A 15,760-nucleotide genomic window follows, 5' to 3' on the forward strand; every position below is an offset into this window, starting at 1 on the left:
GTTATTGTCGTTTCGCTTGCGTCGGACGCTTCCCGACCGTAATCGACAGCATTTGCGACTGGTTGTTTCGAATCAGCTTGAGTGGCACGGTGCTGCCTGGTTGCAATGACGCAATCACGTCCAGCATGCCATAGGAGTCCTTCAGCGGTTTGTTGGCAATCTCGGTCAGCAAGTCACCTGCCCGCACACCCGCGCGGTCTGCTGGCCCGTTACGGACCACGCCCGCAATCAGCGCCCCTTCACTGGTCGACAGATTAAACGAACTGGCCAGTTCCTGACTCAGATCCTGCACCTCGACACCAATCCAGCCGCGGGTAACACTCCCGTTCTTGATGATCTGTTCCATCACGTCTTTGACGGTAGAGGCAGGGATGGCAAAGCCGATCCCTTGCGAACCACCACTCTGGGAGTAAATGGCGCTATTGATCCCGATCAGGTTGCCATGGTTATCCACCAGCGCGCCACCCGAATTCCCCGGGTTGATGGCGGCATCGGTCTGGATAAAGTTCTCGAAGGTATTAATGCCCAGATGGCTGCGGCCCAGTGCCGATACAATCCCCATGGTCACGGTTTGCCCAAAGCCGAACGGCTGGCCAATGGCCAGAACCACGTCTCCCACCTTGACGGTATCCGACGGGGCAAAGCGTACGGCTGGCAAATTGTTGCCGTCAATTTTCAGCACGGCCAGATCGGTATCCGGGTCTGCTCCTTTGACTGTAGCAGTGACTTTGCGGCCGTCACCCAGTGCCACACTGATTTCATCCGCCGCTTCAATCACGTGGTTATTGGTAATAATATAGCCGTCCGAGCTCACAATCACGCCAGAGCCCAGACTGGATGAGTCTTCTGTATCATTATCAGGGGTGTCGCCAAAGAACCGGCGCAGCACAGGGTCTTCCAGAAAGGCACGGTTAGACCGGCGAACCTGCTTGCTGGTAAAGATGTTGACCACGGAAGGGATGGCATGCTTCACCGCATCGCTATAAGAGCCTTCCAGCGCAAACGGCGTACCTTTGGATTTGGCGGCCGGACTGGATTCATGCAAGGTCACTACCGGTGCCGGTATTCTGGCTTGTTGAAAAGGCAACCCCCACTCAGGCTTGAATGTCCCGATCACCATCAGGATAGCCAAGACGATCGTGATGGTTTGCGCAAATATTAACCACAGTTTTTTCATGGGAGTCGTAACAAGAAATGGTGCAAATAACTGAATTACTTGATTATACCGCACAATTCCTCAATGTTCGCCTGTTCCGTGATTATTGCCCCAACGGTCTGCAGGTGGCCGGAAAAGACGATGTCGAAAACGTCATTGTGGGGGTTTCCGCCAGCAAAGCGCTGATCGAAGAAGCCATCAAACGGCAGGCAGATACCATCCTGGTACATCATGGCTATTTCTGGAAGAACGAAGAGCCCGTACTGACCGGGCTGAAAAGAGAGCGTATTCGTCTGCTGCTGGAACATGACATCAATCTGATTGCTTATCATCTGCCACTGGATGCCCATGCAGAGGTCGGCAACAATGCAACGCTGGGGCGTCGTCTGGGTTTTGAGCCGCTTTACCTGTGTGCCGACCAGAATCTGCTGAATATTGGCACCTGCGAGCCCCAAACCCTGGATACGCTGGCGCAAACCATTCATCAGCAACTCGTGCGTCAGCCTCTGGTCATCGGGCAACCCGGCAAACCCGTCCGCCGTGTGGCCTGGTGTACCGGTGGGGCACAAGGCTACTTTACCGAGGCCATCAACCAGCAGGTAGATGTGTTCATTACCGGTGAAATTTCCGAGCAAATGGTGGATATGGCGCATGAAAGCGGCGTGGCTTTTATTGCTGCCGGCCACTATGCCACGGAACGCTATGGGGTTCAGGCGCTCGCACAGCATTGGGCTGACCGGTTTCAGGTTTCCTGCGACTTTGTAGAGCTCACCAACCCGGTATAAGCAGCTTTGTTGATTTTTCGACTCGTAAAATCATAAATGCGACTTGGCGATTGAGTCCGGATAAGCTATCGTTCGTCTAGTAGCCCCCCATCCGGATTACGACTGCCCTCCGGATTGTACTAAGCAAATAAAACAACTAAACATAATAGAGAAATTAATAGGAGGAGGCATGAGCGCATTGTTCCAGCCTGCCGTAGCGCTTTTTAATCGTTTAGGCTATAGCAAGAAATTCACACTTTTTGGTCTGCTGATGCTGGTGCCAATTGTCATCCTGACGCTGATGCTGGGAGGTGCCATGCGCGAAAACGCGGCATTTGCCAACAGTGAGCGTGATGGCCTGAGACTGGTTGACAAAACCATTCGCCTGATGGAAGCCGTGGGCCAGCGTCGTGCGCTGGCAACGGGTGTTGCCATGGGTGAGAAAAAAGTCTATCCGGGCCTGCTGCAACAGCAAGACCAGCTGATCGCCAAACAACTTAAAGCCCTGGAAGAGGTCGAAACCGATCTGTCCGATCGCCTGGGGACTAAAGCCGATTTCCAGAAACTCAAAAAAGCACTCACATCCCTGCCCAAGCCAGATGGTTCTGACGGTACAAAAAACCGCGAGAACAATGCGCAGACCATGGAAGCAATCGATCATTACCTGTCTGCCGTGGGTGAAAAATCCAAGCTGATTCTCGACCCGAACGTCGATTCCTTCTACATCGCCGATACCATCGTCAATCGCATCCCCGGCCTGATCGAGTCTGTCAGCGAAGTGGGTGACCTGGGTACCGGTGTACTGGTCCGTTCTTTCCCGGATGTTTCCGAGAAAGATCCGATGCAGATCAGCTATTACGGTCTGGAACCTGGTTTTAGCATGATTGATACCAACGTCGCTCGTTTGGGAGAATTGTTTCCGACCTATAAACAGCGTTTTGCCGACAAGACCGCCCAGCTGAAAAAACAGGTTGTCGATCTGAAAAGCAACTACGGTAAGAATATTGTCAGTACGCTAGCCTATACACTGCCTGCCGAAGACTTTGTGAAACAGATCAATTCGGTGATTACGGGGATTGATGGCATGGCCAACACCATGCTGCCAGAACTGGACCGTTTGCTGACCGATCGTGCCAGCAAAGCCAACCTGCAATTCATGATTGCGCTCGGCATTGCCATCGCCATGATGGTGATCGCAACTTATCTGTTTGTAGGAGCCTATCTGTCGGTCGTGAATGCCATCAATGCACTGGAGCTAACTTCTGGGCAGCTGGCTAACGGCAAGCTGTCTGTGCGTGTCCGGCTGGATGCCAAAGACGAAACCGCCAGAGTGGGTAACAGCTTTAACAACATGGCTGAACAGGTCAGTAACCTGATCCGCCAGGCGTCTGAATCAGCCAATGCAGTGGTGGGCTCGTCTACTGCCTTGGTGGCCAGTTCTTCTACCGTTGTGGATGGTACACAGAAGCAGACAGAAGCCGTTTTGTCTGCATCCAGCGCGGTGGAAGAAATGTCCGTCAGCATTGGTGCAGTTGCCGAGAGCGTCAAAGAAACTGTACACATCTCTGGCATCGCCAGAGACCTTTCCGTGCAAGGTCAGCAATCAGTTCACAATGTGGCCAGCGAAATTCATGCGGTGGCAGAGTCTGTTCGGCAAGCTGTTAGCACCGTCGAAAGCCTGGCGCAGCAGTCCGCAGACATTGGCCAGATCGTCAACGTGATTAAAGAAGTCGCCGACCAGACCAACCTGTTGGCACTGAACGCAGCCATTGAGGCCGCGCGGGCTGGTGAGCAGGGCAGGGGCTTTGCCGTGGTAGCGGATGAGGTCCGCAAACTCGCTGAGCGGACAGCTGGCGCTACCGCAGAAATCAACCAGAAGATTCTGTCTGTCCAATCGCAGGTCAAAGCCACGGTGGATACCATGATGGTCGGTAACCAGCGCGTCGGACAATGCGAAAAACTGGCACAAGAAGCCGCTACGGCACTGTCAGCCATCATGGAACAGACGCAGTCTTCGCAAGACCGTATCCAGCAGATTGCCATCGCAGCAGAGCAGCAAAACTCAGCCAGTCATAGTATCGCTACCAATATTCAGTCCATTGCCGAAATGGCAGACCGAAACCGCTGGGCGATCGAGCAAACGGTAGAACAGATCAAGGGCATGGAGCAACGCGCCCTGAGCCTGAACGAAGCCGTGAGCAAATTTGAACTATGATGCACTGATGTCATAAGGCGGGTTTGCCTTGCATGTAATCAAAAGCCCCTTCTGACCAGCAGCAGGGGCTTTTGTTTTGCCGGCTGCCACGGATTAGCTGTTTGTCCCTAGAGAATGGTTTGCGTAAAAGAATAAGCAATCGCTGTATTACAATGGAATTTTCCGTTCATACGGTCATGGATGCCGGTTGTCCGGAACGCTTTTGTGTTCTATTGTGATTGGTGAGATGATAAACGGGTAAAAAGAGGGAAGTGATATGAAGCGGTTCAATCAACAACTGGCCAAAGGCTTTACACTCATCGAACTGATGATCGTCATTGCAATCATCGGCATTCTGGCAGCTATTGCTATACCCAATTACCAGTCTTATGTCATGAAGTCCAGAAGAGCCGCCGCCCAGACCGAGATGATGACCATTGCCAACAAAGAGCAAGAGTATTTGCTGAATATGCGGGCATATGCAAACAAAGCAACCATCGTTTCTGCTGGTTATACCTATCCAAGTAATCTGACCAATTATTATAGTTATGATGTCACCGTCGACAATACCTCAACGCCCACCTATACCATTACCTTTACCGCGATTGGCGGCCAGGCCAGTGATGGAAATCTGGTAGTGTCGAGCGATGGAACCAAAACACGTGATGGTAGTGCCTCAAAATGGTAAACAATCAGAAGTTCGCATATCAAACTGGCGTAACACTACTTGAAGTATTGGTAACCCTGATCATCCTTGCGATCGGTTTGTTAGGATTGGCAGGACTCCAGATGAGACTTCAGTCATCGCAAATGGAGGCTTTTCAGCGTTCACAAGCGCTTATTATGCTCAACGATATGGCCAGTCGGATTGCTGCAAATAGAACGAATGCAGCCTCATATGTGACCGGCACCACAAATCCATTGGGAACTGGTGCTACGTGTCCATCTGGCTCCTCCTCAAATGCTGTACAAAACGACAAACATGAGTGGTGTCTTGCTCTGCAGGGAGCTGGCGAGAAAGTATCAACAACCAATGCTGGTGGGCCGGTTGCGGCAAGAGGCTGCGTTGAGCAGCCAGATACAGGGGTTAAGGAATTTATCGTTACCATAGCCTGGCAGGGGTTGACGCCGCTGACCGCTCCTTCATCCGGTTTGGCATGTGGCCAGAACAGCTATGACATCGGAACCAATTGTGTAGATGATCTTTGCCGAAGAACGGTGTCGACGGTAGTTCGGGTTTCGACGCTTAATTGATATGCCGTATAAAAGTCAGTGACATACATGATGATAAAGAATAATTTACAGCAGATCAAAAGAATTCAGGCTGGTTTTAGCCTGATTGAAGTGATGGTTGCAATTGCTATTGGGATGCTGATCACGGCAGCTTTGTTTACACTTTTTGTAAATGTAAATCGTACCAATACCGAAATGGAGAAATCCAATAGCCAGATTGAAAATGGAAGATTTGCGATCCAGCTGATTCAGAATGATTTGATACATGCAGGTTACTGGGGAGGGTATATACCTAAATACGATAATCTTTCTTATGATACGGCTGCTCCGGATGATTATCCTTCGGCAATACCGGATCCATGTCTTGCATTTGTCAGCTGGAATGCGGCATATAAAAACAATCTGATCGGGTTGCCAGTCCAAGCTTACTCTACTGCGCCTAGTACGTGTGCATCGGTTGTGACCAACCAGAAAAGCAACACAGATATGCTTGTCATCCGCCATGCTGCAAATTGCATAGCAGGTACAAGTGCAACAGCTGGGGATTGTGAGGCATACAATGCCAATAAACTCTACTTTCAATCATCCTTGTGCAAGACTGAAGATCAAAATACCTACATTCTTGCAACTTCAGGGTTTAGCTTGCACAAGAAAGACTGTGCTACGACAGCAGATTTAAGAAAATTTGTTTCTTCGATTTATTACGTTCGTGACTATACAAAGACAGTTGGAGACGGTATTCCAACCTTGATGCGCTCCTCGTTTGATTATGCTGCAGGTTCACTGGCTCACCAGGCACCGCAAGCGTTGATTGATGGTATTGAAGGATTTCATATCGAATATGGTATTGATCGTATTGGAAGCACAGGCATTGACATTATTTCTGATGCTACAGCTGCCAATCAATATACCGCTGCAATAAAGTGGGCAGATAGTTCCACCATGGCATCTGCTGTAAATAGAGGGGACGGTATTCCGGACGGACTATATGTACCTTGTGGTTCTACTTCGGGTTGCACAGCTGCAGCGCACGCTAATGTTTCTGTTGCGCAACTCACTCATGCTGTAGCCGCAAGGATATATGTGCTGGCCAGAAATACCACAGAGACAACTGGATATACTGATACCAAAACCTACCAACTAGGCAGTGTTACATTAGGGCCGTTCAACGATCATTTCAAACGCCACCTATTTTCGACTACGGTCCGTTTTGTCAATATCTCGGGCCGAAGGGAAGTGCCATGAGACAAGCCCTCGTTCTAACGCAAGCAGGTCAGAAAGGTGCAACTTTGCTAGTTGGCCTGATCATGTTGGTTGTCATAACGTTACTACTGACCAGCGCTTATACCCTTAGCAATACTAACCTGCGAGCAGTCGGCAACATGCAGTTTCGGCAAGAGGCAGTTGCTGCTGCCAATACGGCCATTGAGCAGGTAATCAGCTCAAATTTTTTGGTGTCGCCAGTCAGCCAGACGATTGGGGTAGATATTAATAATGATGGTGCGGAAGAATACTCTGTAGTTCTCGCTACGCCGGTTTGCTCCCAAGTTAAGTCATTTACTGCTGATACAGAAGGTGATGAAACTTCAAAGTTGGCACCCGGGTTTACCACCAGTCCGACATATTACTGGTCTCTGTGGGATCTTAGAGCGACAGTAACAGATAACGTAAGTGGCACATCAATTGTTGTCCATCAGGGTATTCGGGCTAAGCTGACTGAAACTCAATATAACTCGTCTGTCTGTGTTTAAACGATAATGAGTCGATATCATGAAAACTAAATTTGCAAAATGGTCATTATTACTGACGTTGATAAGTGCAGGTTTGGGGGCGCATGCCGAGGATACGGATCTTTTCGTAGGCACCCCGAATGCATCTTCATCTTCCTTGCCAAATGTGCTTATTGTTATTGATAACACGGCGAACTGGAGTACCGCATTTGATAATGAGAAAGCTGCATTGAAAGCAGTTTTTGATAGTCTGCCTGCAAATAAGGTACGTGTAGGTGTGATGCTCTTCACAGAAACAGGTAGTGGTAACCCTAACCCAGGGGGGGGGTATGTGCGTGCTGCAATCAGGACCATGGACAGCACCAATACGGCGCTCTATTCTGCTTTTGTGAATAGCTTAAGTAACAGCAATCCGAACTCTGACAAGGCAAATAACCGTTCTCTTGGCTTGGCAATGGCAGAGGCCTATCTCTACTTTTCAGGTGGTACTGCATATGGTGGGATAAAGGCAAAGCGTGATTATCATAATAATTCTGTGTCACCAAATTCAGCCTATTCTGCATCCAATGCCTTGTATGCATTATCTGATAATGCCTTTACAACATCGACTAGCACAACATATGTAAGCCCAGTGAATGCAAGTGCCTGTCAGAAAAATTACATCATCTATATTGGGAATGCCACCGGTGGAACGGTCACCAAAGACAGCATGTCGCAGAACTCCATAGCAACCTCCATTCTAACGGATGGTGTGGGCGGGGATGCAACAACAATCCCTCTTTCTCCATCTGCCTTTCAGGATAATATTGCAGACGAGTGGACAAGGTTCATGAAACTGAGTTCTTATGCAATTACCACCTATACCATCGATGTGGACGCGCCAACAGGCGGAAATGGCCCTGCGAACACAGAGTTGTTGAGGAGTATGGCTGAGGTTTCTGGTGGTAAAAAGTATGCCGCAGCCTCTGCTTCTAATGCTGGAGCCGAAATCAAAGAAGCGTTGAATCAGATTCTCAGTGAAATTCAATCGGTGAACAGCGTATTTGCATCTGTGAGTCTACCGGTTAGTGTGAATACCCAGGGTACTTACCTGAATCAGGTGTATGTTGGTATGTTCCGTCCAGATGAGCATGCCAATCCAAGATGGAATGGTAACCTTAAACAATACAAGCTTGGATTTAACTCTGCGAAGACACTGTTGCAATTGCAAGACGCGGATAGTAAGTCTGCAATTAATAGCTCAACCGGTTTTATTGCGGAATGTGCCAGAAGTTTCTGGACGCCATCTTCCATTGATACTTACTGGAACTTTCAGGCAAATGACCAGACTTGTTTGTCAATTGCTAATTCGGCCAACTCTAACTATCCGGATGGCAATATCGTTGAAAAAGGCGCGCAAGCCTATATGGCAAGAAATAATGCGTCAAGAGGCCTGTTGACGTGTGGTCTGAATAGTTGTACGTCATTGACGTCATTTGATACTGGCCATGTATCAGCAGCTGATTTGGGTGCAAGTACCGCTACTGAACAGACGCAACTGGTAAACTGGGCCATCGGCAAAGACGTTGACGACGATAATACGACAGACGGTATTGCACCATCATCAAATACCTCAACCGCACAGCGCCCATCCATTCATGGTGATGTGGTGCACTCCAGACCGGTTGCCATCAATTATGGTACGAATGCCTCTCCGCAAGTCGTTGTATTCTATGGTGGTAACGATGGGATTTTACGCGCGGTGAATGGCAATAGGGACAATGCCGCTTCTAGCACAGCGAATAATATCGGATCGGTCACTCCTGGTAACGAGTTATGGGCATTTATGGCGCCAGAATCTTATCTGAACATCAAACGGTTGCGTGACAATTCGATCCCTGTCAAATACAAAGGTAGTACGAATAGTAGTGCAGTGGCAAAGCCATATGGCATGGATGGAGCTGTGGTTGCCTATACATCAGGCAGCAATAAGTGGATTTATGCCAGCATGCGTCGGGGGGGGCGTTCAATTTACGCATTTGATGTCTCTACCGCTGCATCACCATCCTTGAAATGGCGTGCAGGTTGTCCAACCAGTAGCCTGACCGATGATACAAATTGTACGACGGGTATGACTGGCATGGGACTGAGTTGGTCATCACCAAAAATTATTTCAGCCAGCGGAGCAGGTACAACCCCTATTCTGGTCGTGGGAGGGGGGTATGATACTTGTGAGGATGCTGATCCGAATACTTGCACCTCTTCAAATAAAGGAAACAAGGTTTATATCCTGAATGCAGATACTGGAGCCCTGCTAAATACATTAACTACTTCCAGAGGGGTCGTTGGAGATATCAGCATATTGACCGACAGTAGCGGGAACGCAACGTATGGTTACTTTGGGGACTTGGGAGGGAATGTCTACAGACTCAATATAGGAACAAGTGCCCCAGCCAGTTGGACGTTGACACAGATAGCCTCTCTGGGCTGCAGTACGACGGCAACATGTACAGCCAATCGCAAATTCATGTTTGGCCCGGACATTGTTTATGAAGATGGCTCGTATTACCTGCTACTTGGGTCTGGAGATAGGGAAAAACCACTGTCAGCCTATACGAGTGCAGCAAGTGTAAATAACTATTTTTTCATGCTCAAAGATCATCCAGAAGATTCAACCTGGCTGTCATCAGAAAATACGAATTGTTCTGCTAACATGATTTGCATGAACTCTCTTACGGCTATCACTGCGGGTTCTCCACCAACAGCTGCGTCTATTGCAACCTATAAGGGATGGTATCTTGGTTTGCAGAGTGGCGAGCAAGTGGTGACATCTGCCGTCACGGTGTATGGTACAGTGACATTCAGTACCCATCAGCCTACTTCGGCATCATCTACCAATAGTTGCGACCCAAATCTTGGAACTGCAAGGGTCTATAACATCAGTTATTTGAATGCTGCCAGTACGAATGGGTCAACTACGCCTTATGAAAATGTTGCCGGCGGTGGTTTGCCGCCTTCGCCTGTAATTGGCAAGGTTACCTTGGATGATAATACAACGGAACCATTCTGCATTGGTTGCTCAGGCAGCTCTCCTCTTGAAGGGAAAAAGCCAACAGGCGGGACAGTTACATCACCTATTACACCTAAGCGCAAAGTCTACTGGTACCTGGAACAATGAGCATGAAGCGAGCGGCTAATCGTACTGAAAACTGCTGGATGCCAATTACTCAGCACAATGAGTGTCAGCATGGGTTTTCCATGATTGAACTGATGATTGCGATTGCCGTATTTGGCATTTTGCTGATGATTGCGATTCCATCATTCAACGATTTACTACTATCTTCTCGATTGAAAGGGTATGCAAACGATATGGTGGCTAGCTCTTATCTGGCCAGAAGTGAGGCTATCAAGCGAAACCAAACCATGACGCTTTGCATGTCATCTAACGGGGCCAGTTGTGCAGCAACCGGTGATTGGAGCCAAGGATGGGTGTTGTTAAGGGGGACAACGGTGGTTCAGGTGCATGCCGCACTAAAAGATGGTTACAGCCTGAAAGACAGTAGTAATCTCACCTCATTAACGTTTCAGCCAACGGGTTACGGTGCTACTCAGGCAACATTCACACTATGTAAACTAACGCCGGAGGTCGGCAATCAGGAGCGCGTGATTACCATCAGTGCGACGGGAAAACCTTCGGTGACACGAACAAGCACAGGTTCTTGCTCCTAGACAGAAAACATTGATTTTGAAATTTAAGGATATATTACCCGCACAAATGGGCTGCTTGTATCGCAAGCAGCCCGTTTTCTTTAAATCCTTGCTGGCTTCGTGTGCTTTGCATCTGCTGGTTTTCAGTTATGTTGATATCGGTGGTGAAGCAGCGCATGGAGGTCGAGCGGCAACACTGACGATCCGGTTTTTACGACATGTGCACCAGCTAGATCAGCAGGCGTCGGTTGTCACCGCCAATCACCGCGGTGATTGGCAAATGCCTGCTCAAGCGCCAATCACGACCTCTCAGACAGAACCATTACCCATGCAAAGCGAAACCAGCCAGGGAGAAGGGGATGTTTCTTTGCCCGTTTATCCGTTGGCGGCGTTAGATAACTCGGCAGTAGTTAAGCAGAACCTCATGCTGGATCCTCCGGACTTGTCAGCGTTCAACCAGAGTGGTGATATCAAAGTGAAGCTGTTGGTGGATGAGTCAGGTAGCGTGGCGAGTACAGAAGTACTGGTATCTAGCTTGGGTAATCCACTGATGGAGCAGCAGGTTCTGACATATTTGCAGACATTGCATCTGGAGCCGGGCAGAGTGTTGCAAAAGCCTGCCCGCTATTTTGTCATCATCAACCTGCACTATGATGCATTGCCAGCGCATGGCAATGCATCCAGTGACACTAGCCAAACACTAAAACAAGTCCCGCTCAGGCAAGTCCCTTAGGTAGATTGAAGATTACGTTTTCTTCTACCGTTTTCAGGGTTTTTATCTCGCCCTCGGTCCATTGTTTCAGTTGTTCCACAACGCCTTCCACTAACACTTCAGGTGCTGAAGCGCCAGCGGTAATACCGATGCGGGTTTTGCCCGCGACCCATGCCTGCTGAAGTTCGCTGGCATTATCCACCATATAGGACGGGATGCCGCTCTGCTGTGCTACTTCGCGCAGGCGGTTTGAGTTGGAGCTGTTTTTGGAGCCAATCACGATAACAACATCACTCTGGGCGGCCAGCTGTTTGACGGCATCTTGCCGGTTCTGGGTGGCGTAGCAGATATCGTCTTTTTTAGGGCCAACAATGGCCGGGAATTTCTCGCGCAGGGCGTTGATGACGATGCTGGCATCGTCTACAGACAGCGTCGTTTGCGTGACATACGCCAGTTTGTCAGGGGTGGTCACGGTTAGCCGTGCAACATCGTCCGGGGTTTCAACCAGATACATGCCACCATCGGTCTGGCCCATGGTGCCTTCAACTTCCGGATGGCCTTCATGGCCAATCATGATGATCTCGAAGCCCTGTGCGCGGAGTTTTTTGACTTCCAGATGCACTTTGGTGACCAAGGGGCAGGTGGCGTCAAAAATGGTCAACCCCATTTGCTCTGCTTCCTGGCGTACGGCTTGTGATACGCCATGGGCGCTGTAAATGAGCGTACTACCGCTGGGCACATCTTTCAGGTCGTCAATGAAGATGGCGCCTTTGGCTTTCAGGCTATCCACCACAAAACGGTTATGCACCACTTCATGCCGTACATAAATGGGCGCGCCGAATTTGGCCAGTGCCTGTTCAACGATGCTAATTGCCCTGTCTACGCCAGCGCAGAAGCCGCGTGGGCTGGCGAGCATGATCTGATGCGTGGTCATGGTGTATTTCCGTGTTTGTCCGATTTACTCAGAAAGCTGTCTAGTACCAATAGCATGGCGCCGCCAACAATGGCACAGTCAGCAATGTTGAATGCCGGCCAGTAATGCGTACCGATATGGAGTTGCAGAAAGTCGATGACCTTCCCGAGGCGCAGGCGGTCAATGACATTGCCTAATGCGCCGCCCATGATACCGGCAAGTGCCATGCAGAAGCGGCTTTGATGCTGGTGTCTCCACAGCGCAATGGCAATGATGACGCTAATGACCAGCGCCAGCGCCGAGAAAAACAGCATCTGCCAGCCACCGGCCTGCGCCAGGAAGCTAAAGGCTGCACCAGTATTGTAAACCAGCACCAGGTCAAAAAAACTGGTGTAACGAATCAGCTGATAATCATGCAGGTTCGACACAATGGTGATCTTGCTGACTTGATCCAGCAAGATCACCAGTAAGGCAACTGCAAGCCAGCCAATGTACCGGCTGGCCGATCCGGCTCCTGTATTAGGCATGCTGACGAGACTCTCCAGCACCGTGCAGGTTGCTGACGCAGCGGCCACACAGGTGGGCATGCGCTTCATTGGCACCTACATCAGCGCGATAATGCCAGCAGCGTTCGCACTTGGTGTACTTGGTTGGCACAGCCTCGATGCGGGTTTCCCCGGCGGACTCTACGACGGTTGCTGCCGAGGTAATGAAGACGAATCGCAGATCATCCCCGATAGATTGCAGGGCGTTCAGTAAGTCACCATTGGTGTGGATGCTGACTTCTGCTTGCAGGGATGCGCCAATCTGGCCTTCTGTGCGCAGACCTTCCAGTACCTTGGTAACCTGGCTGCGCAGGTCGCGGATCAGTGTCCATTGCGCCAGCAATGCATCTTTGTCTGCTACTGTCGGGAAGCTGTGATGCAGGTGTTCGAACACGCTGTCATTGTGACCCAGCGTTACCCATACCTCTTCACAGGTAAAGCTCAGCACCGGTGCCAGCATGATGGTCAGGCTGTTGGTCAGGTGCCACAGCGCCGTTTGCGCTGAGCGGCGGGCATGTGAGCCTGCGGCAGAGGTATACAGGCGATCTTTCAGTACATCCAGATAGAAGCCGCCCAGATCTTCCGAGCACCAGGTGTTGATAGAGGCCATTGCCTGGTGGAACGCATACCGGTCATAGTGTGGCAGGATGTTGTCGTTCTGCAACTGGCTGGCCAGCGCCAAGGCATAACGGTCCAGCGTCAGCATGTCTTCTACCTTGACGCCATCTTTCTGGATGTCAAAGTCGGTCAGGTTAGAGAGCAAGAAGCGCAAGGTATTGCGAATGCGGCGATAAGCCTCAGTCACCCGTTTCAGGATTTCATCCGAAATGGTCAGCTCACCAGAGTAGTCTGTAGATGCAACCCACAAGCGCAACACATCCGCACCCAGTGAGTCGATGACTTTTTGCGGGACGATCACATTGCCAAGAGATTTGGACATTTTGCGGCCATGGCCATCTACCACAAAGCCGTGGGTCAGCAATTGCTTGTACGGCGCTTGGCCAAAAGTGGCACAACCGGTCAGCATGGAGGACATGAACCAGCCACGGTGCTGGTCTGAGCCTTCCAGATACAGGTCTGCCGGGTGTGCCAGTTCAGGACGGGTTTTCAGTACCGCAAAGTGGGTAGAGCCCGAGTCAAACCATACGTCCAGTGTGTCTGGCAGTTTGGTGTATTTGGCAGCATCTTCACCCAGCAATTCTTTGCTGTCGATATTCCACCAGGCTTCAATCCCTTCTTGCTCGATGCGCTGGGCAACTTTTTCCAGCAGGCCCAACGAGTCTGGGTGTAATTCACCGGTCTCGTTGTGAGCAAAGAAGGTCATTGGTACCCCCCAGAAACGCTGGCGGGAAATACACCAGTCAGGGCGGTTTTTCTGCATGGCTTCCAGACGTGCACGACCCCATGACGGGAAGAATTCTGTTGCATCTACTGCGGCCAAGGCTTTGTCGCGCAGGGTTTTTCCATCCGGCATCTCTTTGTCCATGGAGATGAACCACTGGCTGGTGGCGCGGAAAATGATTGGGGTTTTGTGGCGCCAGCAATGCGGGTAGCTATGCTTCAGCTTGGTATTGCACAACAGAGCTTGGCGTTCGGTCAGGATTTCTACGATCACCGGGTTGGCTTCCATCACGTTTTTGCCTTCTACAAAGGCAGTGCCGGTGAGGAAACGCCCATCACCACCGACCGGGTTGTCGATCGGCAAATGGTATTTCAGTCCAACAATGTAATCTTCCTGACCATGTGCTGGCGCGGTATGTACCAGGCCGGTACCGGCTTCCAGCGTGACGTGGTCGCCCAGAATCAGTGGAACAGTACGGTCCAGAAACGGATGCTGCAGGCGGATATTTTCCAGCGCCTTGCCGCTGGCCTGACCAACGACTTCTACCGATTCAAAACCGTAACGCTGGATGGCGGCTTCTGCCAGCTCTCGTACCAGAATCAGCAAACCAGCCGGGGTTTCAATCAGATCGTAGGTGAAGTCTGGATGTACGCTGACGGCCTGGTTGGCAGGCAAAGTCCATGGGGTGGTGGTCCAGATCACGGCATAAGCGGCTGCATCGCCAATGGATACACCAAAGGCTTGCTCCAGTTTGGCTTTGTCTGCATCTGTCACCCGGAAGGCAACGTCGATGGCAGGAGAAACACGGTCTTCGTATTCGACTTCTGCATCTGCCAGCGATGAACCGCAATCAACACACCAGTGGACCGGCTTCTTGCCAGCTACCATGTAACCGTTCTGGTAGATTTTCCCAAGGGTGCGGACAATCTCGGCTTCGGTTTTGAAGTCCATGGTTTTGTACGGATTGTCCCAGTCACCCATTACGCCCAGGCGGATGAAGTCGGCTTTCTGGCGCGCAATTTGCGACTCGGCATATTCCCGGCACAGTTCCCGGAACTTGGCTTTAGGCAGCGCCTTGCCATGGGTCTGTTCGACTTTGTGTTCGATAGGCAGGCCGTGACAATCCCAGCCTGGCACGTAAGGCGCGTCAAAGCCAGCCAGTGTCTTGGATTTGACGATCATGTCTTTCAGGATTTTATTGACCGCATGACCAATATGAATGTCACCGTTGGCGTACGGAGGGCCATCATGCAGGATGAACTTAGGGCGGCCGGCACTGGCCTTGCGAATCCGCTGATAGCGTTGTTCATCAATCCATTGTTTCAGCATGCCAGGTTCACGTTTGGCGAGATCGCCACGCATCGGGAACGTGGTATCTAGCAGGTTAAGAGTGCCTTTGTAGTCTGGCTTGTCACTGGCTTGCGTCATAATGGGTTAAATCCTGTTATGGATAAGATGCCAACATGATGTTGGACGTCTTTTCT

13 protein-coding genes are annotated in these 15,760 nt (G+C 50.4%); 9 read left to right on the forward strand and 4 right to left on the reverse strand.

Annotation, left to right across the window (positions count from 1 at the left end; all coding sequences use genetic code 11):
- Position 1 precedes the first annotated feature (1 nt).
- On the reverse strand, positions 2 to 1,177 hold the full coding sequence (locus tag F552_RS0112020) for a S1C family serine protease (RefSeq protein WP_018151995.1): 1,176 nt from the start codon (positions 1,175 to 1,177) through the stop codon (positions 2 to 4).
- 17 nt (positions 1,178 to 1,194) lie between these two features.
- Between F552_RS0112020 and F552_RS0112025 the strand changes: the two genes are divergently transcribed.
- From F552_RS0112025 to F552_RS0112075, 9 genes are all read left to right on the forward strand, one after another.
- Positions 1,195 to 1,941, forward strand: a complete 747-nt coding sequence (locus tag F552_RS0112025; protein ID WP_018151996.1) for a Nif3-like dinuclear metal center hexameric protein — start codon at positions 1,195 to 1,197, stop codon at positions 1,939 to 1,941.
- Between the two features lie 169 nt (positions 1,942 to 2,110).
- Positions 2,111 to 4,135 (forward strand): methyl-accepting chemotaxis protein, encoded by a 2,025-nt coding sequence (locus F552_RS0112030; RefSeq protein WP_018151997.1) that lies wholly within the window; start codon positions 2,111 to 2,113, stop codon positions 4,133 to 4,135.
- Positions 4,136 to 4,391: 256 nt separating this feature from the next.
- Positions 4,392 to 4,802 carry a type IV pilin protein gene (locus tag F552_RS20975; protein ID WP_018151998.1) on the forward strand — a complete coding sequence of 137 codons (411 nt, stop codon included), beginning with the start codon at positions 4,392 to 4,394 and terminating at the stop codon, positions 4,800 to 4,802.
- Positions 4,796 to 5,368 (forward strand): type IV pilus modification protein PilV, encoded by a 573-nt coding sequence (gene pilV / locus F552_RS0112040; RefSeq protein WP_018151999.1) that lies wholly within the window; start codon positions 4,796 to 4,798, stop codon positions 5,366 to 5,368. Before F552_RS20975 ends, pilV begins: the two co-directional genes overlap by 7 nt.
- Positions 5,369 to 5,395: 27 nt before the next feature.
- Positions 5,396 to 6,592, forward strand: a complete 1,197-nt coding sequence (locus F552_RS20370) for a PilW family protein (protein WP_156802311.1) — start codon at positions 5,396 to 5,398, stop codon at positions 6,590 to 6,592.
- Positions 6,589 to 7,098 carry a pilus assembly PilX family protein gene (locus tag F552_RS0112060; protein WP_018152002.1) on the forward strand — a complete coding sequence of 170 codons (510 nt, stop codon included), beginning with the start codon at positions 6,589 to 6,591 and terminating at the stop codon, positions 7,096 to 7,098. Before F552_RS20370 ends, F552_RS0112060 begins: the two co-directional genes overlap by 4 nt.
- A gap of 19 nt (positions 7,099 to 7,117) precedes the next feature.
- Complete coding sequence (locus F552_RS0112065) at positions 7,118 to 10,234, forward strand: pilus assembly protein (protein WP_018152003.1); 3,117 nt, start codon at positions 7,118 to 7,120, stop codon at positions 10,232 to 10,234.
- A 38-nt stretch (positions 10,235 to 10,272) separates the two neighbouring features.
- Positions 10,273 to 10,785: a GspH/FimT family pseudopilin gene (locus F552_RS0112070; RefSeq protein WP_033375578.1), complete on the forward strand. Its 513-nt coding sequence runs from the start codon at positions 10,273 to 10,275 to the stop codon at positions 10,783 to 10,785.
- 46 nt (positions 10,786 to 10,831) lie between these two features.
- Positions 10,832 to 11,497, forward strand: a complete 666-nt coding sequence (locus tag F552_RS0112075; RefSeq protein WP_018152005.1) for an energy transducer TonB — start codon at positions 10,832 to 10,834, stop codon at positions 11,495 to 11,497.
- Here the strand turns inward: F552_RS0112075 and ispH are convergent.
- The 3 genes from ispH to ileS are packed head-to-tail and all read right to left on the reverse strand — an operon-like array spanning position 11,481 to position 15,704.
- Positions 11,481 to 12,410, reverse strand: coding sequence for a 4-hydroxy-3-methylbut-2-enyl diphosphate reductase (gene ispH, locus F552_RS0112080; protein WP_018152006.1), 930 nt, complete (start codon positions 12,408 to 12,410; stop codon positions 11,481 to 11,483). The genes F552_RS0112075 and ispH overlap by 17 nt on opposite strands.
- Positions 12,407 to 12,916 carry a signal peptidase II gene (gene lspA, locus F552_RS0112085; protein WP_018152007.1) on the reverse strand — a complete coding sequence of 170 codons (510 nt, stop codon included), beginning with the start codon at positions 12,914 to 12,916 and terminating at the stop codon, positions 12,407 to 12,409. Before lspA ends, ispH begins: the two co-directional genes overlap by 4 nt.
- Positions 12,909 to 15,704, reverse strand: coding sequence for an isoleucine--tRNA ligase (gene ileS / locus F552_RS0112090; protein ID WP_018152008.1), 2,796 nt, complete (start codon positions 15,702 to 15,704; stop codon positions 12,909 to 12,911). Before ileS ends, lspA begins: the two co-directional genes overlap by 8 nt.
- Between the last annotated feature and the right edge of the window lie 56 nt (positions 15,705 to 15,760).

Source organism: Leeia oryzae DSM 17879 (assembly GCF_000376945.1).
Taxonomy (GTDB): domain Bacteria; phylum Pseudomonadota; class Gammaproteobacteria; order Burkholderiales; family Leeiaceae; genus Leeia; species Leeia oryzae.